The 18819-nt window shown below is 61.8% G+C and carries 17 protein-coding genes and 1 tRNA gene; 6 read left to right on the top strand and 12 right to left on the bottom strand.

Annotation, left to right across the window (positions count from 1 at the left end; all coding sequences use genetic code 11):
* Nucleotide 1: 1 nt before the first annotated feature.
* The gene (queA, locus tag O5O48_RS01785; RefSeq protein WP_269688000.1) at nucleotides 2-1051 is read right to left on the bottom strand and encodes a tRNA preQ1(34) S-adenosylmethionine ribosyltransferase-isomerase QueA; all 1050 of its coding nucleotides are present in this window, start codon (nucleotides 1049-1051) and stop codon (nucleotides 2-4) included.
* Between the two features lie 153 nt (nucleotides 1052-1204).
* Here queA and O5O48_RS01790 point away from each other — a divergent pair.
* A tRNA-Leu gene (locus O5O48_RS01790) sits at nucleotides 1205-1291 on the top strand.
* 40 nt (nucleotides 1292-1331) lie between these two features.
* Here the strand turns inward: O5O48_RS01790 and O5O48_RS01795 are convergent.
* The 5 genes from O5O48_RS01795 to O5O48_RS01815 form a co-directional block, all read right to left on the bottom strand.
* Nucleotides 1332-3209, bottom strand: a complete 1878-nt coding sequence (locus tag O5O48_RS01795; protein ID WP_269688658.1) for a DUF7844 domain-containing protein — start codon at nucleotides 3207-3209, stop codon at nucleotides 1332-1334.
* Nucleotides 3210-3214: 5 nt separating this feature from the next.
* On the bottom strand, nucleotides 3215-3526 hold the full coding sequence (locus tag O5O48_RS01800) for a DUF2388 domain-containing protein (protein WP_233049035.1): 312 nt from the start codon (nucleotides 3524-3526) through the stop codon (nucleotides 3215-3217).
* A 73-nt stretch (nucleotides 3527-3599) separates the two neighbouring features.
* Nucleotides 3600-4316, bottom strand: coding sequence for a ZIP family metal transporter (locus O5O48_RS01805; protein ID WP_228247504.1), 717 nt, complete (start codon nucleotides 4314-4316; stop codon nucleotides 3600-3602).
* A 75-nt stretch (nucleotides 4317-4391) separates the two neighbouring features.
* The gene (gene trxB / locus O5O48_RS01810; RefSeq protein ID WP_228247505.1) at nucleotides 4392-5339 is read right to left on the bottom strand and encodes a thioredoxin-disulfide reductase; all 948 of its coding nucleotides are present in this window, start codon (nucleotides 5337-5339) and stop codon (nucleotides 4392-4394) included.
* 105 nt (nucleotides 5340-5444) lie between these two features.
* Nucleotides 5445-6044 (bottom strand): peroxiredoxin, encoded by a 600-nt coding sequence (locus O5O48_RS01815; RefSeq protein WP_088274697.1) that lies wholly within the window; start codon nucleotides 6042-6044, stop codon nucleotides 5445-5447.
* Between the two features lie 152 nt (nucleotides 6045-6196).
* On the opposite strand from O5O48_RS01815, the gene cysZ reads away from it, so the two are divergent.
* Nucleotides 6197-6940 carry a sulfate transporter CysZ gene (gene cysZ, locus O5O48_RS01820; protein WP_269688001.1) on the top strand — a complete coding sequence of 248 codons (744 nt, stop codon included), beginning with the start codon at nucleotides 6197-6199 and terminating at the stop codon, nucleotides 6938-6940.
* A 53-nt stretch (nucleotides 6941-6993) separates the two neighbouring features.
* The gene (locus O5O48_RS01825) at nucleotides 6994-8190 is read left to right on the top strand and encodes a glycosyltransferase family 4 protein (protein WP_233049034.1); all 1197 of its coding nucleotides are present in this window, start codon (nucleotides 6994-6996) and stop codon (nucleotides 8188-8190) included.
* A 22-nt stretch (nucleotides 8191-8212) separates the two neighbouring features.
* Here the strand turns inward: O5O48_RS01825 and O5O48_RS01830 are convergent, their stop codons facing one another.
* The 3 genes from O5O48_RS01830 to O5O48_RS01840 all read right to left on the bottom strand — a co-directional run bounded on the left by O5O48_RS01830 (nucleotide 8213) and on the right by O5O48_RS01840 (nucleotide 10633).
* The gene (locus O5O48_RS01830) at nucleotides 8213-9322 is read right to left on the bottom strand and encodes an NADH:flavin oxidoreductase (RefSeq protein ID WP_228247508.1); all 1110 of its coding nucleotides are present in this window, start codon (nucleotides 9320-9322) and stop codon (nucleotides 8213-8215) included.
* A gap of 83 nt (nucleotides 9323-9405) precedes the next feature.
* Nucleotides 9406-9993, bottom strand: coding sequence for a TetR/AcrR family transcriptional regulator (locus tag O5O48_RS01835; protein WP_088274903.1), 588 nt, complete (start codon nucleotides 9991-9993; stop codon nucleotides 9406-9408).
* A 154-nt stretch (nucleotides 9994-10147) separates the two neighbouring features.
* Nucleotides 10148-10633, bottom strand: coding sequence for an FKBP-type peptidyl-prolyl cis-trans isomerase (locus O5O48_RS01840; RefSeq protein WP_233049033.1), 486 nt, complete (start codon nucleotides 10631-10633; stop codon nucleotides 10148-10150).
* A gap of 164 nt (nucleotides 10634-10797) precedes the next feature.
* Here O5O48_RS01840 and O5O48_RS01845 point away from each other — a divergent pair, with 164 nt between their 5' ends.
* The 3 genes from O5O48_RS01845 to O5O48_RS01855 are packed head-to-tail and all read left to right on the top strand — an operon-like array spanning nucleotide 10798 to nucleotide 15101.
* Entirely contained in the window at nucleotides 10798-11997 is a 1200-nt protein-coding gene (locus O5O48_RS01845; RefSeq protein WP_233049032.1) for an acetate/propionate family kinase, read from the top strand.
* 2 nt (nucleotides 11998-11999) lie between these two features.
* Nucleotides 12000-14135 (top strand): phosphate acetyltransferase, encoded by a 2136-nt coding sequence (pta, locus tag O5O48_RS01850; protein WP_269688659.1) that lies wholly within the window; start codon nucleotides 12000-12002, stop codon nucleotides 14133-14135.
* Nucleotides 14136-14180: 45 nt separating this feature from the next.
* Nucleotides 14181-15101: an acyltransferase gene (locus tag O5O48_RS01855; RefSeq protein ID WP_233049031.1), complete on the top strand. Its 921-nt coding sequence runs from the start codon at nucleotides 14181-14183 to the stop codon at nucleotides 15099-15101.
* Nucleotides 15102-15519: 418 nt separating this feature from the next.
* Here O5O48_RS01855 and O5O48_RS01860 read toward each other — a convergent pair whose 3' ends face one another.
* The 3 genes from O5O48_RS01860 to O5O48_RS01870 all read right to left on the bottom strand — a co-directional run bounded on the left by O5O48_RS01860 (nucleotide 15520) and on the right by O5O48_RS01870 (nucleotide 18419).
* Nucleotides 15520-16173 carry an OmpA family protein gene (locus O5O48_RS01860; RefSeq protein WP_088274683.1) on the bottom strand — a complete coding sequence of 218 codons (654 nt, stop codon included), beginning with the start codon at nucleotides 16171-16173 and terminating at the stop codon, nucleotides 15520-15522.
* Between the two features lie 68 nt (nucleotides 16174-16241).
* Entirely contained in the window at nucleotides 16242-16883 is a 642-nt protein-coding gene (locus O5O48_RS01865; protein WP_228247511.1) for an MBL fold metallo-hydrolase, read from the bottom strand.
* A gap of 174 nt (nucleotides 16884-17057) precedes the next feature.
* Entirely contained in the window at nucleotides 17058-18419 is a 1362-nt protein-coding gene (locus O5O48_RS01870) for a DUF1329 domain-containing protein (protein WP_269688002.1), read from the bottom strand.
* Between the last annotated feature and the right edge of the window lie 400 nt (nucleotides 18420-18819).

Raw genomic sequence — 18819 nt, forward strand, 5'->3', positions numbered from 1 at the left:
CTCATGACGATACCTCAGGCCCGGTCGGGGCCGGATTGCGGGTGATGAACATCGCATCACCGTAACTGAAAAAACGGTACTTTTCGGCCACCGCTGCACGATAGGCAGCCATGGCCTCGGGATAACCGGCAAACGCCGACACCAGCATCAGCAGGGTCGACTCGGGCAAGTGGAAGTTGGTGACCAGCGCGTCCACCACATGAAACGGCTTGCCCGGATACAGAAAGATGTCCGTGTCGCCACTGAACGGTTTGAGCACGCCATCGCGAGCAGCCGACTCGAGCGAGCGCACACTGGTGGTACCCACCGCGATCACCCGCCCGCCGCGCGCCTTGCAGGCCTCGACCGCAGCCACGACCTCGGGCGCAACCTCCAGCCACTCCTGATGCATGACGTGCTCTTCGATCTTGTCGACCCGCACAGGCTGGAACGTACCCGCGCCGACATGCAGGGTGACCTCCGCCGTCTCCACGCCCAACTCGGCGATGGCATCGAGCAGCGGTCGGTCGAAATGCAGCCCGGCGGTCGGCGCCGCTACGGCACCTTCGCGCTTTGCATACACCGTCTGATAGCGCTCGCGGTCCGCCTCGTCATCAGGGCGATCGATGTAGGGCGGCAGCGGCATGTGACCGACCCGCTGCAGCAACGGCAATACCGGCTCGGCAAAACGCAGCTCGAACAGCGCATCATGGCGTGCCACCATCTCGGCCTCGGCGCCACCATCGATCAGGATACGGCTGCCCGGCTTGGGGGATTTGCTGGAACGAATGTGCGCCAGCACCCGAAACTCGTCGACTACTCGTTCAACCAGCACTTCCAGCGCACCGCCGGTCTCCTTGCGACCAAACAGGCGGGCCGGAATTACCCGGGTATTGTTGAACACCATCAAATCGCCGGGGCGCAGATACTCGAGCAGATCGACAAATTGACGGTGAGCCAGCTGGCCGGTCGGCCCGTCGAGGCACAACAACCGACTGGCGCGCCGCTCGGCCAGCGGATGCCGTGCGATCAGCTCATCGGGCAGGTCGAAATGAAAGTCACTGAGACGCATGCGCTAAGGAAGTCCGGAGTTACCTGGGAAAGGGCGCTATGGTAGCCGAAAACCGCTGCCACGGCGATCAGCCAGCGCGCACAGGATTGACCGAGACCGTTCGGGCTCCGTATACTCCGCGCCAGCCAGCGTACGCTCGTACGCACCTGCATTGCCCCGATGGCGGAATTGGTAGACGCGGCGGATTCAAAATCCGTTTCTGGTGACAGAGTGGGAGTTCGATTCTCCCTCGGGGCACCATTCGTTCCCAACGAATGGATTTCAACACATTCTCTCCCGGTTATTTCTCAACGCTTTTCAGTCGTCGGACCTGCGCATGCAACCGTTCAAGATTGCGCTGCCCGGCCGCCAGGCGTTGCTGCTGCTCAGCCGACAGCAGCGCGGGCAATACCGATTCCAGCCGGCCTTCCAACCCCTGCAATACGTTCTTGCGCTGATCGCCAAGCTGACTCAACGCCTGCCATTCTTCCGGCTGCGGCAGACCATAACCCTCAGCCAGCAAATCCGCAGGACGGCTGAGAAATCCACGTTCGCGAAGCAGTGCTGCAACCAGCTCTCCAGCGGCACGCACACTCTCCTCACTATCGGCACCGCGCAGATAACGCACCTTCAGGGCATGCTGCGCGTCAAGAAGCTGCCGTCGCAGTGCTGCCTGCTCAAGCAGTAATAACGCCGCCGTCGAACGCAAATCGGCGTGGTCAAACCACCGCGCACGTGCCTCGGGAGGCAGCGCCAGCCACTGCTCAAACCCCGTGACCTGAACCCCCAGCCGCTCGCGCAACAGCGCGAATATCGACCGATAGCGTTCAGCATAGGAATCGAATCGATAGCCCAGGCGCAGGGCCTCGGTCGCATCAGTCAGCACACTGGCGTTTGCCATCCCGCGCGCTTCGAGCAACTGCAGCAGGCCGATCGGTGTCTGGCTTTCGAGATCAATCAGGCGTTCGCTACGACTGCCGGTACGCAACAGCTTGAGCGTCTCGACGGCGCAGTTGTTACCGACGAAAAAGTAACGGCCGTCATATGCCCAATGCAGCTGGGCAGCCTGCTGCACAACGCCCTCAATCTCGCCACGACTCAGTTGCAGCGGCACCGAACGCAGGGAGCGCAACTCCAGCTTGGTGTACTCATCAACCACCTGCGCCAACGGCAGCATGAACAGCCGCGACGGGTACTGCCCCACCAGCCCATCCCAATGCGACAGCTGCACATCGTCAACGTAGGCCCGGAACGACAACACCAGATCCTGCTCAAGGTCGAGCAGGCAGTCCGGCCCACGAGGGCGCCCGGGCGCGCAGACCACCAAACGCAGCATACTGTGCCCCCAGCGGCTGGCCAGCGTCTGATCCGGCTCTGCCAGCAGGTAATGCACCGCGTACACCCGCTCGGGATCGAGCCATCCGAGCAGCGACTGGTGATTGTCGGCCCCCGCGTTCAGGTAAGGATAGACATCAGGGCAGCGAGTATCGAAGGGCGCCCAGTCAAAGTGTTCAACAAAAAACCGATAGAGAGCTGGCCGCCGACACCCATAACTCGGGTCCAGCAGGAAGTACTCGGCATTAACCGCGACGAATTCGGCAGGACTGCCTAACTCATAGGCATCAGGTGAGCGCAGCAACTGGCGATTTTCGCGCTCACGCCGACCACGGCCACCGACCCACTCGGGCCAGCCGGCCAGATCCAGTAATCGCGGATCATCGCGCAACCGAAAGCGCCGTTCGGTCTGCCCGCGGCAATGGGGCGGCAAGCCTACCGGGCCCTGAGCGTGCTGCCGCGCAGCGCAGCGCCAGTCGAGACCGGCCGGTCCCAACCGGTCATAGAGGTGCGCCAGCTCGTGCACCAGAGTGCGCTGTGCCAACAACTCGTCCTGATCAACCAGCAGGCGCGCGCTCAGCAGAATTTCATGATTAAAGGTCGCGCGACCCACCACGCGCGGCTTGAGGTCGCCTGCCCAGCGCACACTGACGATCTGATCAAGCTGCTCCTTCAGGCGCGGCGGCAGACGTTCGTCGACCTGTTCGAGCAGGTCGTATGTAAAGCGTTGCTGCTGCGAAGTCAGCCCTGCCAGCTCGGGCTCCAGTCGCAAGGCGGCGCTGATCTGCACACTCCAGATCAGCGCCAGCAGCAAGGCAAACCGACACGGCAAGCCGGTCAACACCTTGCTCAACGGGCCAGAATATCCTCGGCCAGCTGCATATCGGTGGCCAGCGACGCTGGTTGCCGAGCGCGCAAATGCGCCAGTGCAGCCTCCAGATGCACGCCGCGGATCGCACCATCGCTGGCGACAAAGCTGGCCGCATCGTCCCGTGCCTGCAGCACTACCTTGTCGTTCCCACCGGTAGTGACATTGCTGCTCGACTCGGCACTGTTGGCCAGCGAGGAGCCGATGGCATCAGTAGTACCAATAAAGCTGCTAGCCGAAGCTGTAGCGGCAAGCGAGAACGATGCTGCCACCATCAGATAACGTGATTTCATGTAGTTCGTCCTTTTCATAAGACTCGAAGCCGAGCCCAACTGACCGACAACCGCTCGGCGATCTGCGCCGCGCTCACCCCATCGTCAACTGGTGCCCGACCATGCCCAATACAAACCCGAGCACCGCGCCCATTGGCGGGGCCCACTTGCGTTCCAGCTTCGCCTGCGGGGCGATGTCCTGGAACACTGAATAACAGATGCCGCCGGCGGCAAACAGCATGACCGCCGCCACCGCCTCAGGATAGGCCGCCAGCCAGCCAAACCCAAGCAATCCGAACAACGGGCCCAGCAGCGCCATCAGGGTAAAGCCCTTGGCAATGCGGCGTATTGGGTAATGGGTGCTGGCCCGCAGTTCTCGGCAGGCGTTGAAGCCCTCGGGCAGATTCTGCAGCGCCATCAGACACGCCAGCAGCAGGCCACTGTGACCACCCGCAGCAAAGGCCGCGCCGAGGGCAATCGACTCGGGCACAAAGTCGGACAGCATTGCGGCCATCTGGCTGGCCGGCGTCTTGTTGCGGTACAGAGCGATATCCAGCCACATGAACGCCAGCCCACCAACGATAAAACAGCTGGCCGAAGCCAGTGCATCAACCTTGGCAATACCCTCGGGCACCAGCACCAGCGCGACCGCAGACAGCAATGCACCACCGCCAAAGGCGATGATGCCGTGGCGCAGCTCCTGGTCCAGCCACTTGGGCCGCACCCGCTCCACCCCGGCCAGCAGGGCCCCGGCGGGCATTGCCATGCCGGCCATCAGGGTCAGTCCGATTACCACTAGCCAATCTGTCAAATGCGCCTCCCTGCAGGGTACCTGTCGCTCAATAAAAAACCCCGCTGACGCGGGGCTTTCATTGTGAACCAGCGGTTACATCGCGTCGAGGAAGCGCTCTGCATCCAGCGCCGCCATACAGCCGGCGCCGGCCGAGGTGATGGCCTGGCGGTAGATGTGGTCAGCCACGTCACCGGCGGCGAAGACGCCCGGGATGTTGGTCTGGGTGGCGTTGCCTTCGGTACCGCTCTTGATCTTCAGGTAGCCGTCTTTCATCTCCAACTGACCTTCGAACAGACCGGTGTTGGGGGTATGGCCGATGGCGACAAACACGCCAGCCAGGGCGATATCTTCGGTGCCGCCGGCGTTAAGCGCGATGCGCATGCCGGTCACACCGCTGTCGTCACCCAGCACTTCGTCCAGCGTGGCGTTGAGCTTGAGCTCGATCTTGCCTTCAGCAACACGGGCCATCAGCTTGTCGATCAGAATCTTCTCGGCGCGGAAGGTATCACGGCGATGTACCAGGGTGACCTTTTTGGCGATATTGGCCAGATACAGCGCCTCTTCCACGGCGGTGTTACCACCACCGATCACGGCGACATCCTGATTGCGGTAAAAGAAGCCGTCACAGGTAGCGCAGGCAGAAACGCCCTTGCCCATGAAAGCCTCTTCCGACGGCAGGCCGATGTAACGGGCCGACGCGCCGGTGGCGATGATCAGCGCATCACACTTGTACTCACCGCTGTCACCCCACAGGGTGAACGGACGCTGGGTCAGGTCCACCTTGTTGATGTGATCGAACACGATCTCGGTCTCGAAGCGTTCGGCATGCTGACGCATGCGCTCCATCAGCTCCGGCCCCTGCACACCGGCAACGTCGCCCGGCCAGTTATCCACTTCTGTCGTGGTGGTCAGTTGCCCGCCCATCTGCATGCCGGTGATCAGCACCGGATTGAGGTTGGCGCGCGCAGCGTAAACGGCAGCGCTGTAGCCCGCCGGGCCGGAGCCCAGGATGATCAGGCGAGTGTGACGCACTTCAGACATGTAAACCTCCAGTTTCGCCAGCACGCTGGCGGCAAGAATAAAACGGGCAGCCGAGGGTAAGGGGAACCCTGAACAGCAGCGACTGCCCCAAAACCAGTCAGTTGATCAAAGCTCGGCAGCGTGCTCGGCCAGATAGCGGGCAACGCCTTCGGCGCTCTCCTGCATACCTTTCTGGCCCTTGCGCCAGCCGGCCGGGCACACTTCACCGTGCTCTTCGGTAAATTGCAGCGCCTCGATCAGGCGAATCATTTCATCCACTTCACGGCCCAGCGCCAGATTGTTCACCACCTGATGCTGGACGATGCCGTCGCGGTCGATCAGAAACGACGCCCGCAGGGCAACGCCATCTTCATGCTCCACCCCGTAGGCACGGGTAATCTCGTGCTTGACGTCGGCGACCATGGTGAACTCGACCGGGCCAATGCCGCCCTTCTCCACCGGGGTATTACGCCAGGCGTAATGGGTGAACTGAGAGTCCACGGAAACACCGACAACCTCTGCGCCCAGCGCACGGAATTTGTCCATACGGTTGTTATGGGCAATGATTTCCGAGGGGCAGACGAAGGTGAAATCCAGCGGCCAGAAGAACATCACCACGTACTTGCCGCGCAGCGTCGAGAAATCAAAGTGCTCGACAATGCTGCCATCAGCCAATACCGCCGGAGCAACGAAATCCGGCGCGGAACGATTGACCAGAACGCTCATCCAACCCTCCAGAGCAATACAGGCCGCAGCTTATAGCGACCTGAAACAAGTGGAAATTGCAAAGACTGTATCAGCCAAATAGTTTACCCCTATAGTACCCGGCGAAGCACTGCACATTTCTGCAAGACACGTTTCCATCAGGACCCGCACCAATGAAGCAAGTAACGGATGTACTACGTGGCCCCGATTACCTCAAGGAAGGCTGGCAGGTCATCAGGCAACCCGGGCTGCGGCGCTTTGTGATCATCCCGCTGATAGCCAACCTGCTGCTGTTTGCCGCGCTCATCGGCTGGGGAATCCAGCAGTTCAACCTGCTGATGGCCAGACTCATGCCACAGCTCCCGGACTGGGCCGCCTTTGTCGAATGGCTGCTGTGGCCGATGTTTGCACTGGTGGTCCTGCTACTGCTGTTTTTCGGCTTCAGCGTGCTGGCCAATATCATTGCGTCCCCCTTTTATGGCTTTCTCGCCGAAAAAATTGCCGAGCAGGAGCGCAATGAGGTAAGCCCGCAGACAGGCTGGAAAGACGTCATCGCCGTGATTCCGCACAGCGTCGGTCGCGAACTGCGCAAACTGGCCTATTACCTGCCACGCATGGCCGCTCTTTTGCTGCTGTCACTGATACCGGTGGTCAACCTGATTGCATCGCCGCTGTTGCTGGCCTTCGGGGTCTGGATGATGGCCGTGCAATACGTCGACTACCAGGCCGATAACGACAAGGTCGGCTTCCCCGACATGCTGCGCTGGATGCAGACCCGCCGCAGCCTGTCACTCGGCTTCGGCCTGCCGGTCTACCTTGGCATGCTGATTCCGCTGGTGAACCTGCTGGTAATGCCCGCAGCCGTCGCTGGCTCCACGCTGCTGTGGGTACGTGAGCGCCAGCAACGCGATTCATAAAATGGTCACACCGATGTAACACGGCGATCATGCCCGCTCACCATACTCGGAGCATGACAACATTCCTCGCCCCTGCCCGGCGCTTCGCGCTGGTCACAGAAACCTACCCACCCCAGATCAATGGCGTGGCCAACACCCTTGGCCAGCTATGCAGCGGCCTGCTCGGACGCCAGCACCAGTTGCAGCTGATCCGTCCGGCACAGCGCGGCGAGCAACCGGGCAGCTCCGCACAGGGCAGTCTGGAGGAACACCGGGTCCGCGGCTTGCCGATTCCCGGCTATCCGTCCCTGCAATGGGGGCTGCCTGCCGGGCGCCTGCTCACCCGACTCTGGCGCCAGGCCCGACCGGACGCCGTCTACATTGCAACCGAAGGCCCACTGGGCTGGTCTGCCCTGCGCACCGCCCGACGGCTCGGCATTGCGGTAGTCAGCGGTTTTCATACCAATTTCCAGCAATACAGTGACCACTTTCACCTCGGCCTGCTGCACGAGCCCGCCATGCGCTATCTGCGCTGGTTTCACAACCAGAGCCAGACCACCCTGGTTGCCAGCTCAACCCAGCAGCGCGAGCTGAGCCGGTTGGGCCTGAATCACCTGGGACTGCTGGGTCGCGGCGTCGACTGCGAGCGCTTTCATCCGGCCCGCCGAGACGCCACTCTGCGCGCCAACTGGGGGGTTGGCCCGGATGATCTGGTATTGCTGCATGTCGGCCGCCTGTCACCGGAAAAGAACCCCGAGCTGCTCGTAAGCGCATGGAAAGAAGCCGGGAAGAGCACCCGAGACAGCCACCTGAAGCTGGTCGTCGTTGGCGATGGTCCCTCCCTTGCCGATCTGCAGAAACAGCTGCCGGAGGCGATCTTTACCGGTGCAAAAACGGGTGACGAGTTGGCCCGAATCTATGCCAGCGCCGATATTTTTGTCTTTCCCAGCCTGACCGAAACCTTCGGCAATGTTGTCACCGAGGCCATGGCGTCGGGGCTGGCGGTCTGCGCCTTTGATACCGCCGCAGCCCATCAGCACATTCAGGACCGCTACAGCGGCAGCCTGGCACCGCCCGCACACGACCGGGTATTCATCGACAATCTGCGCTGGCTGACGGCGGATCAGGAAGGACGTCGCAGCATCCGCCTGCATGCCCGTCATAAGGCCTGCCAGCTGGACTGGAGTGCGGTGGTAACGCGTTTCGAGCGCTATCTTGTGCAGGCCGCCGAACGGCAGCCTGCGCTGACACAGGCACTCCCGAGCAAATAGCCCGGGTGCCTGCCATTGCGAATCAGACCAGAGTCTTGAGCGCGTCGCGGCTGAAGGGCGCGATGTCTTCGAAGCGACCTTCGCGCACCTTGTCGGCCCACTGCGGATCAACCAGCAGCGCGCGGCCAACCGCAACCAGATCAAACTCGTCCGCATCCAGACGTTCCAGCAGACCGTCGATATTGGCGGTCTGGGCAACCTTGTCGGTGTTGACCATGAACTGCAGGAACTCACCGTCCAGACCAACGCTGCCGACGGTAATGCACGGCTTGCCGGTGATCTTGCGGGTCCAGCCAGCCAGGTTCAGCTCGGAGCTTTCGAACTCCGGCTCCCAGAAGCGGCGCTGCGAGCAGTGGAAGATATCCACGCCTGCGTCAGACAGCGGCGCCAGGAACTGCTCCAGCAGCTCGGGGGTCGGGGCCAGGCGCGCGGTGTAGTCCTGCTGTTTCCACTGGGAGAAACGGAAGATGATCGGATAGTCAGGGCCGACAGCGGCGCGCACTGCCTTGATGATCTCGACGGCGAAGCGACCACGGTTCTCCATGCTGCCGCCGTACTGGTCATCACGCTGGTTGGTACCTTCCCAGAAGAACTGGTCGATCAGGTAACCATGTGCGCCGTGCAGCTCGATGGCGTCAAAGCCAACATCCTTGGCGTCCCTGGCTGCCTTGGCAAACGCCGCAACCACGTCGTCGATGTCCTGCTGGGTCATACCCTTGACCAGCACCTTGCCATCCTTCTGCTTTTCCATCGGACCGTAACCCGGCACATCCCCATCCGGCTCGGTACCGAGGCGACGGACGTTGCCGACGTGCCACAACTGCGGCGCAATCTTGCCGCCGGCGGCGTGCACGGCATCAACAACCTGCTTCCAGCCGGCCAGCGCCTCGTCACCATAGAAGTGGGGCACATTCGGGTAGCCGTTGGCCGCGACGTGATCAACCACGGTGCCTTCGGTGATGATCAGACCGACACCGGATTCGGCGCGGCGACGGTAGTAGTCGACCACCGCCTGATTCGGCACGCCCTTGGGCGAGAAGTTACGGGTCATCGGCGCCATCACGATGCGGTTGGACAGCTCCAGATTGCCCAGAGTGAAGGGCTTGAACAGCGGGGTTACGGCTGTGGACATACATAATCTCCTGAACGGGGGACAGACCAGAGCGCCTGCCAGCACGCGAGCTGACCAGTCGTCTTGTCTTGGTGAAATAGCTTTCAGGGCTGAAGCAGACGCTCCAGCTGCTGAATGAACACGCGCAACGGACCGATCTGACGATCCGCCTTCATGCGCAACAGGGCACCCTCCCAGGCGGCGCTGATAAACCCGGCCAGTTCCGCCGGATTCTGATCAGCCGCAATCTCGCCTGCAGACTGCGCCTGGGCCAGACAGTCAGCCAGCACCTGATTGGAACGCTGCAGGATGGCACTGGCGGCATAGCCTATAGGCTGGCTTTCCTCCGCCATTTCATGACACAGGCTGCCAATGAAACACTGATGACTGGGCTGCTCCTGGTTGGCGAAATACCCAACCAGATCACGATAGCAACGCAGAACGCGTTCGCGCGGCGACAGCTCGGGCACACTCAGGGCATCGGCAAAACGCTCGATGCGCGGCGTGTAGTAGTAGTGCAGCGCCTGAATGGCGAAGTCTTCCTTGCTCTCGAAGTAATGATAGAAAGACCCCTTGGGCACACCGGCGCCCTGGGTAATCTCCTGCACGCCAGTGCCGTTATAGCCCTTGCGCAGCATGACGCTGGTACCCGAGGCGAGAATGCGCGCGCGTTTATCTTGGATCGTGTTCATGCCGAGCACTATACGACCGGTCAACTTCACCTGATAGAGCGAAATAATCAATATAAATACCATTGATAATACTCAATCAGCAGAAAACAGCAGCGCGCTCCTGCAGACATAAAAAAACCGGGCCAGGGCCCGGTTCTCATGCTGCCATTACCACTTAGTGGTGATGACCGCCTTCGCCGTGGATATGACCGTGGGCGATTTCTTCTTCGTTGGCGTCACGCACCGCGACAACCTTCACTTCAAAGGTCAGACGCTCGCCAGCCAGCGGGTGGTTGCCGTCGACGGTGACTTCATCACCTTCCAGCGCCTTGATGGTAACGATCTGCATGCTGCCGTCCGGACCGGAGGCGTGGAACTGCATGCCGACTTCCAGCTCGTCGACACCTTCAAACATGTTGCGACCCAGCACGGCGATCAGCTCGGCGTTGAACTCGCCATAGGCCTCTTCCGGCTCGACGGTTACTTTGACGTCGTCACCGGCCACCTTGCCTTCCAGCGCCTTTTCCAGGCCCGGAATGATATTGCCGGCACCGTGCAGGTAAACCAGCGGCGCACCACCGACGGACGAATCCAGCACTTCGCCATCGTCATTGGTCAGGGTGTAGTCGATGGACACGGCCTTGTTGGCGGCAATCTGCATAATCTCTTTCCTGTGATTGAGGGTATAAGAGTCCCGAGTGTACGCGTTATGGCACCGAAACGCACGGCTTGACCCGACCAGTGGGTCACCGGAAGATAGCCGAACGCAATCGATATCCGGCGGTCCATAGATGACATCCGGCTGAAAGGAACTCGCACAATCCCATGACAAACAGACTGGTCCTGGTCATCAACGGAGGCAGCTCCTCCATCAAGATGGCGCTGCGCCGCGAAGACACACCGGGCGCCCTGTTCGACGCCATCGCCGAGCGACTGAACACCTCGCAGGCCTGCTACACCACCTCTGACGGTGAGCGCGGCGAGCTCGCCAACGCGACCCATCTGGATGCACTGAACGCCCTGTTACCAATGGTTGAGCGCCATCTTGATCAACCGCTGAGTGCGGTCGGCCACCGGGTGGTCCATGGCGGAGAGCGCTTTACCAGCGCGCAACTGCTCAACGACGACATCATCGCCGGCATCGAAGCCAACGTCCCGCTGGCACCATTGCATAATCCGGCCAACCTGACCGGTATCCGCGCCGCCATGCAGCTGCTGCCGCAGACGCCACAGGTTGCGGTGTTCGATACGGCATTTCACCAAACCATGCCGCCGCACGCCTTCCGCTACGCGCTGCCCGACGAGCTGTACGCCGTGCACGGCGTACGCCGTTACGGCTTTCACGGCACCAGCCACAAATACGTCAGCGATCAGGCCGGTCTGCTGACCGGTCTCGGCAAGGGCAACGGTGCCTGGCTGACCGCCCATCTCGGCAATGGCTGCTCCAGCTGCGCCGTGCTGGACGGACGCAGCATGGACACCAGCATGGGGCTGACGCCCCTTGAGGGCCTGGTCATGGGCACCCGCAGCGGCGACGTTGACCCCAACCTGCACGCCCATCTGGCCCGCACCCTGGGCTGGGACCTGAACCGTATCGAGCAGTTGCTCAACCGCGAGAGCGGACTGCTCGGCCTGTCCGGGCTGTCCAACGACATGCGTGAGCTGGAGCAGGCCCGCGCCGACGGCCATAGCGGCGCGCAGCTGGCGATCGAAGTATTCTGCTACCGCCTGGCTCGCTCGCTGGCCGGTCTGTCGGTTGCCCTGCCGCGTATCGACGGCCTGATCTTTACCGGCGGCATCGGCGAGAACTCAGCGCTGACCCGCGCACTGACCCTCAAGCACCTGGCAGTGCTGGGCCTGCGCATCGACCCGGACAACAACAGCGCACTGCCGCGCGGCCAGGCAGGTCGCATCGAGGCAAAAGGGTCACCGGCCATTCTGGTAATTCCCACCGATGAGGAGCGCCAGATAGCCGAGGAAAGCCTGGATCTGCTCGATACCCAGCCAAGGAGCCAAACGGCATGAGCCTGCACACGTTTTTCGTCGCGCCGACCGGCTTCGGTGTCGGCCTGACCTCCACCAGCCTCGGCCTGATCCGGGCGCTGGAACGGACCGGCCTCAAGGTGCACTTTCTCAAGCCCATCGCCCAGCCGCACCCCGGGGACGACGGCCCGGAGCGCTCCAGCGAACTGATCAGCCGCACCCTGGGGTTGTCGCCGCCGCCGGCCATGCCGCTGGCGCAGGTTGAACACCAGTTGGCCATGGGCGAGCTGGACGAGGTACTGGAGGAGATTGTCAGCCGCTACCAGCAGGCAGCCGACGGTGCCGATGTGGTGGTGGTTGAAGGAATGGTCCCTACCCGCCAGAGCAACTACGCCGCGCAGATCAATCAGCAACTGGCCAAGAGCCTGGACGCCGACGTGATTCTGGTGACCGCCCCTGACGGCGACGACTTCACCACCCTGGCAGACCGAATCGAGATCAATGCCCAAACCTTCGGCGGCCCCAAACACCCCAAGGTGCTTGGCGTCATCATCAACAAGGTACGGGCACTGGCGACCGATACCGCGACCGACATTCCCGACCGGCCGACACTCAAAAGCACACTCAAGGACTTCGCCCAGAGTCTGCGCGACGCCTCCAGCCGACTGGATACCGACGACTTCCGCCTGATCGGTTGCGTGCCCTGGCAGGACGAGCTGAACGCGCCGCGCACCGCCGATATTGCCGAGCTGCTCAAGGCGACCACCTTCCACGCCGGCGAGATGCAGCAACGGCGGGTGATGGAAATGGCACTGTGCTCGCGCACCGTTCCCAACATCATTCATCTGCTGCGCCCGGGTGCATTGATCGTCACCCCCGGTGATCGCGACGACATCATCATTGCCAGCTCGCTGGCGGCACTGTCCGGCACACCGCTGGCCGGCCTGCTGCTGACCGGCGGCTTTGAACCCAACCCGCGCGTCATCCAACTGTGCCAGCCGGCGCTGGATCAGGGCCTGCCGATTCTCGGCGTGCCGACCGACACCTTTGCCACCGCGACCCAGCTCGACCGCATGAACCGCGAGATTCCGATTGATGATCGCGAGCGCGCCAATAAGGTGACCGATTTTGTTGCCAGCCATATCGACCACGTCTGGCTGGCCAAGCGCTGCGATACGCCACGTGAAAAGCGCATGTCACCACCGGCGTTCCGCTATGAGCTGGTGCGCCAGGCCCAGCATGCAGCCAAGACCATCGTGCTGCCCGAGGGCGACGAGCCGCGTACCGTACAGGCCGCTGCCATCTGCCAGCGCCGCGGCATCGCCAACTGCATTCTGCTGGCCAAGCGCGAGTCGGTTGAAGCCGTTGCCCGCGCCCAGCACATCAGCCTGCCGGAGGGCCTGCAGATCGTCGACCCCGACCAGGTGCGCGAGCGCTACGTGGCGCCCATGGTCAAGCTGCGCGAAGGCAAGGGCCTGAACGAGCCAATGGCGCTGCAACAGCTGGAAGACAACGTGGTGCTGGGCACCATGATGCTGGCACTGGACGAGGTCGACGGACTGGTGTCCGGCGCCATCCACACCACCGCCAACACCATTCGCCCGGCCTTTCAGTTGATCAAGACCGCCCCCGGTTACAACCTGGTGTCGTCGATCTTTTTCATGCTGCTGCCCGAGCAGGTGCTGGTCTACGGCGACTGCGCGGTCAACCCCGAGCCCAATGCCGAGGAACTGGCCGAAATCGCCATTCAGAGTGCCCGGTCGGCAGAAGCCTTTGGCATCCCCGCACGGGTCGCCATGATCAGCTACTCGACCGGCAGCTCCGGCAGTGGCAGCGAGGTAGAAAAGGTCCGCGAGGCGACCCGCCTGGCCCGCGAGCGGGAGCCCGGACTGTTGCTGGACGGCCCACTCCAGTATGATGCCGCCGCCATCGCCAGCGTCGGCCGCCAGAAGGCGCCGGACAGCCCGGTGGCCGGACAGGCAACGGTATTCGTGTTCCCTGACCTGAACACCGGCAACACCACCTACAAGGCAGTGCAGCGCAGCGCCAACGTGGTAAGCGTCGGCCCCATGCTGCAGGGCCTGCGCAAGCCGGTGAACGACCTGTCACGCGGCGCGCTGGTCGACGATATCGTCTACACCATTGCATTAACCGCGATCCAGGCCTACACCAACGAGTAACCCATAACACGGCCGCCCGCCAGCGGCCCCTGGACGAGCCAACCCATGCTGTCGTTTCTGCCTGCCCCCGTGCGTGGCATTATTGCTGCCCTGCTGCTGGTGCTGAACACCCTGTTTCATGCACCGATTCTCTTCGTATTCGCGCTGATCAAACTGGTGCCCATACCGCCCCTGCGCACCTGGTGTACCCGGGTAATGATCCGCATCGCCGAGTTCTGGATCAGCTGCAACAGCGGCTGGATGGCGCTCAGCGGGCGCACCCGCTGGGATATCGAAGGGCTGGAGCGGCTCGACTACAACGGCTGGTATCTGGTCACCAGCAACCACCAGAGCTGGGTGGATATTCTGGCTCTGCAGCATGTACTCAACCGCCACATGCCCATGCTCAAGTTCTTCCTCAAACAGGAATTGATCTGGGTCCCCATCATCGGCCTGTGCTGGTGGGCGCTCGATTTCCCGTTCATGAAACGCTACACCAAGGCCTACCTGGCCAAGCACCCGGAAAAGGCCGGCCAGGACCTGGCAACGACCCGCAAGGCCTGCGAAAAATTCAAGACCACCCCGGTTGCGGTGTTCAACTTCCTCGAAGGCACCCGCCTGACACCGGCCAAGCACCAGCAACAACAGTCCCCTTTCACCTACCTGCTCAAACCCAAGTCCGGCGGTGTCGCCTTTGTACTGGATGCCATGGGTGAGCAATTGCGCTCGCTGCTGGATATCACCATCCACTACCCCGACGGCAACCCGAGCTTCTGGGACCTGCTGTGCGGCAAGGTCAGGCACGTGGTCATGCACCTTGAACTCAAGCCGATTCCGGCAGCATTTCTCGGCCGCAACTACCAGGAAGACGAAGCCTTCCGTGCCGAGTTTCAAGCCTGGGTCAACCAGCTGTGGACCGACAAGGACGCCCACCTGGCGCGCCTGCACCAGCAGTACCCGACGCCGATGGATCGCTCGACCCATTGAGTTCTCACGGCAATAAGATGGTTCATCGCGCGCGTCCGGGTGTGATGGGATCCGCTTTTCCAGCGCGATAAACCGAATGCTCTGATGGTGGAGTGCGCACCGGGGTTCGTCCCGTTTACGCGGGCGAGTAGCGCAGGGCTGGCGGGAAAAAGAGTCGCAGCATGTTTGAGGGGCGCAGCCCCGAGTTCTGCGACTCCCCGTCGGCCCGAGCAACGCAGCGAACCCGAAGGGCCGCGTAGCCGGGTGCCCGGGGGGATCGCCAAGGGGGGCCGGGCAAGCGGCCCCCTTTGGCTCGCCGTAAAGGCGAAAGGCTGAATCAGCCCCAGCTCAATAAGGAAGTAATTCCCCCATTAACCCGCGACGAATCCAAAAAAGGCCAACCGGTTTCCCGGTTGGCCTTTTGGCTTGCATGCCGTGATCAGAGCTGACGCAGGGTGATCTCGACGCGACGGTTCTGCGCGCGACCGGCCTCGGTATCGTTGCTGGCGATCGGCTGGCTCGGACCAACACCGGCGCTGCTGATACGCGCACCGCTGACGCCCTGGCCGGCGATATAGGATGCAACACTGGCGGCACGCTCACGCGACAGACGCATGTTCAGCTCCATGGAGCCGGTGCTGTCGGTGTGGCCAACGATGTTGATGCCGTTCTTGTCGAACTCCTGGAACACCTTGACCAGCGAATTCAGCGTCGGATAGAAGCTGCTGGAGATGTCGGAGGAGCCGGAGGCGAAGGTAATGTTGCCCGGCATGACCAGCTGCAGGGTGTCGCCGTTACGGATGACCTGCACGCCGGTGCCGGTCAGCTCCTGACGCAGGCGCTGTTCCTGCTTGTCGACGTAGTAGCCATAGCCACCGCCAGCAGCGCCACCCACGGCCGCGCCGATCAGAGCGCCCTTGGCACGATCATCGCTGCTGGAGGTCGCCGCGCCGATGGCTGCACCGGTCAGCGCGCCAATCCCGCCGTAAACAGCCGACTTACCTGCCTGCTGCTCACCGGTGTAGGGGTTGTTGGTGCACCCGGCAATCATCAGTGCGCAGGCACCCGCAATAATCAAACCTTGGCTTTTCATGGTAATTCCCTTGTTCTGGTTGGTTCTGTGTCCAGCCCGCACAGACTGGAACGGAAAACGCGCGGACATCAGCCGCGAATAAACGGATTCTCGCGAATCTCGTCACCAATGCGGGTGTCGGGCCCGTGCCCGGTCACCACAACCGCATCTTCATCAAGCGTATAGAGTCTTTCGCGAATCGATCGTTCAATCTGACGATAGTCTCCGCCCCACAGATCGGTACGACCGATGCCGCGGCGAAACAGCGTATCACCGGCAATAAGCAACTTGCCCTCCGGGAACCAGAAACTCATCGAGCCCGGGGTATGCCCGGGCGTATGCAGGGCAACACCGCAGCCACAGGCCAGCTCCTCGTCATCCTGCAGCCACTGGTCCGGCGCCGGCGCCGGTTTGTAGGGAATGCCGAACATCTTGCACTGCATTTCCAGACTATCCCAGAGAAACTGGTCTTCCTTGTGCAGATGCAGGGTCGCGCCGGTCAGCTTTTTCAGCTCACCGGAGGCGAGAAAGTGGTCGAGGTGGGCATGGGTGTGAATGATGCTGACCAGCTTGAGCCCCAGCTCGTTCAGACGCTTGACGATAAATTCATGGTCTCCGCCCGGATCAACCACAATCGCCTTCTTGCTGATCGGATCACCAATCAGGGTGCAGTTGCACTGCAGCGGGCCAACGGGAAAGGTTTCACGAATCAGGGCAGGTACTGGGGTCATCTTGCGTCCGGAAAATGGCAATGGGCATACGCCGCGCAACTGGCACGACGGAGACTATCCTGTTCCGGAGTATAGGGAGCCTGACGCCCGGCGGCCAGCCGCCGATGGCCAATGCCGCCAGTAGAATGCACAACGCCCGACAGAGCCGGGCGTTGTGTTTACTGCAACGAACGCTTAGCGCACGCCGGACTGACGCAGGGCAGTCGGAGTGAACTCGACACTGGAGGTCTTGTAACCGTAGTTGTAGTTGGCACGCTCTTCGTTGTTTGCGCCCATCACCAAGTAACGGCCGGCGACCAGGTCGTACAGGGTTTCCATGGTGTAGCCCAGCACCTTGTCGGCATAACGCTGAACCGAGTGCGCCTCGGCTACACGCCACAGCTCGCCGCGACCATCGTAATGATCGATGTGGGCAGCCTGCCAGGAGTCCTCATCAAGGAACAGATGACGCTTGGCATAGATATGACGCTCACTCGGCTTGACGTTGGCAACCACTTCCCAGACGCGGTGCAGCTCATAACGCGTCAGGTCCTGGTTGATATGGCCGGCCTGGAAGATCTGGTCATATTTGAGTTGCGGCGAGCCCAGCTCGAAGTTGTTGTAGGAGATGAACATTTCGCGCTTGCCAACCAGCTCCCAGTCGTAGCGATCGGGGGCGCCGTTGTACATGTCCAGGTTGTCGGAGGTACGCATGCCGTCGGCCGCAGTACCCGGACCATCGTAGGACACCTGGGGAGCGCGGCGCACGCGACGCTGGCCTGCGTTGTACAACCACGCCATACGCGGCGTCGCTACCTGGTTGATGGTCTCGTGAACCAGCAGAACGTTACCCGCCAGACGCGCCGGATCGGTTACCTGCTGCTTGAAGTAATAGAGCATGTCGGTCGGCGCGCTGGCGTCGTAATCCTCCAGACCGGCCGGTACGGCGTACTCCTCGACAAAACGCACCACGTTGAAGTTGCCATTGGTCTGCGGGGTAGCCTGCACTACGGTGCGCTGAAACGCGTTGCCGCGGTAGCGGGTAATGTGGTTCCAGACGACTTCCAGCCCATCGGCCGGAATCGGGAAGGCATAGGCCAGGCGATAGTCGGTCAGACCATTACCGCCCTGAACCAGCTTGGTGCTGGTCGCGTTGGCAGCCGCAGCGTCGTATACCGCCTGCGGGAAGGCAGCAGAGCGATGGCTGGCAAATACGCGCATCTTGAAGGTGTCGGGGTAGCGCTTGAACATGGCAATCTGGCCCGGCGCCAGGTTCTCGGCATACTGTTCATAGTTGGCTGCGGTGATGACAAACAGCGGCTGCTCACCGGCGTAGGGATTGGCCAGGAAGCCGTTGGCATCGACCGGCGCGGCATCGGCTGCCAGGCCGCCGGTCCACTCGGGAATGGTGCCGGCTGCGTTGCCGGCAACCTCTGCGCCAACCGGGGTCAGGCTGCTGCCCAGCTTGGCGGCGTCCTGCGCGCTGACCGCAGCAAACGCCGTCGGCGCAGCAAGCGCAGTGACCAGAGTCAAAGAAGGAATAGTGATGGGTTTCATGGGTTCGCCCTGTTTTGCTTGGAGTTGTTTGGGGTAACCGGCCATCAGCATGCGCATTGCCACAACCATGACCGGTGTTTATCCCTCAAGGAGCACACACGGTGCCTGCCGTCAGACTTTCAGACGCGCAACATCGCCCGCATTACCCGAAATGATAGACACAGGGGCAACGCAGCAACGGGTTTTATTAGGATTCTTATACGACTTGAGAGGCCAGAGACTCTACTGATTGACTACGGGCTAAGCAAGCCCGTTCGTCCCATCGGGCAAATATAAAAACCCCGCACAAAACCCATAAAACCCACCTAGAACGGGCCATACAGAAACAGACCGAACGGTCACACCGCTACAATAGCGAGACAAAACACCCGTTATGATTCACCCTGCCATGGGTAGCGAA

This window comes from Halopseudomonas sp. MFKK-1 (genome assembly GCF_027474385.1).
GTDB lineage: Bacteria > Pseudomonadota > Gammaproteobacteria > Pseudomonadales > Pseudomonadaceae > Halopseudomonas > Halopseudomonas aestusnigri.

What these genes read in the sequence shown, in the direction of transcription:
- O5O48_RS01865 (WP_228247511.1), bottom strand. Translation starts at nt 16,883, where the DNA reads ATGACCCCAGTACCTGCCCTGATTCGTGAAACCTTTCCCGTTGGCCCG.
- O5O48_RS01870 (WP_269688002.1), bottom strand. Translation starts at nt 18,419, where the DNA reads ATGAAACCCATCACTATTCCTTCTTTGACTCTGGTCACTGCGCTTGCT.
- O5O48_RS01860 (WP_088274683.1), bottom strand. Translation starts at nt 16,173, where the DNA reads ATGAAAAGCCAAGGTTTGATTATTGCGGGTGCCTGCGCACTGATGATT.
- O5O48_RS01855 (WP_233049031.1), top strand. Translation starts at nt 14,181, where the DNA reads ATGCTGTCGTTTCTGCCTGCCCCCGTGCGTGGCATTATTGCTGCCCTG.
- O5O48_RS01840 (WP_233049033.1), bottom strand. Translation starts at nt 10,633, where the DNA reads ATGCAGATTGCCGCCAACAAGGCCGTGTCCATCGACTACACCCTGACC.
- trxB (WP_228247505.1), bottom strand. Translation starts at nt 5,339, where the DNA reads ATGTCTGAAGTGCGTCACACTCGCCTGATCATCCTGGGCTCCGGCCCG.
- O5O48_RS01800 (WP_233049035.1), bottom strand. Translation starts at nt 3,526, where the DNA reads ATGAAATCACGTTATCTGATGGTGGCAGCATCGTTCTCGCTTGCCGCT.
- O5O48_RS01825 (WP_233049034.1), top strand. Translation starts at nt 6,994, where the DNA reads ATGACAACATTCCTCGCCCCTGCCCGGCGCTTCGCGCTGGTCACAGAA.
- O5O48_RS01835 (WP_088274903.1), bottom strand. Translation starts at nt 9,993, where the DNA reads ATGAACACGATCCAAGATAAACGCGCGCGCATTCTCGCCTCGGGTACC.
- queA (WP_269688000.1), bottom strand. Translation starts at nt 1,051, where the DNA reads ATGCGTCTCAGTGACTTTCATTTCGACCTGCCCGATGAGCTGATCGCA.
- O5O48_RS01845 (WP_233049032.1), top strand. Translation starts at nt 10,798, where the DNA reads ATGACAAACAGACTGGTCCTGGTCATCAACGGAGGCAGCTCCTCCATC.
- O5O48_RS01815 (WP_088274697.1), bottom strand. Translation starts at nt 6,044, where the DNA reads ATGAGCGTTCTGGTCAATCGTTCCGCGCCGGATTTCGTTGCTCCGGCG.
- cysZ (WP_269688001.1), top strand. Translation starts at nt 6,197, where the DNA reads ATGAAGCAAGTAACGGATGTACTACGTGGCCCCGATTACCTCAAGGAA.
- O5O48_RS01830 (WP_228247508.1), bottom strand. Translation starts at nt 9,322, where the DNA reads ATGTCCACAGCCGTAACCCCGCTGTTCAAGCCCTTCACTCTGGGCAAT.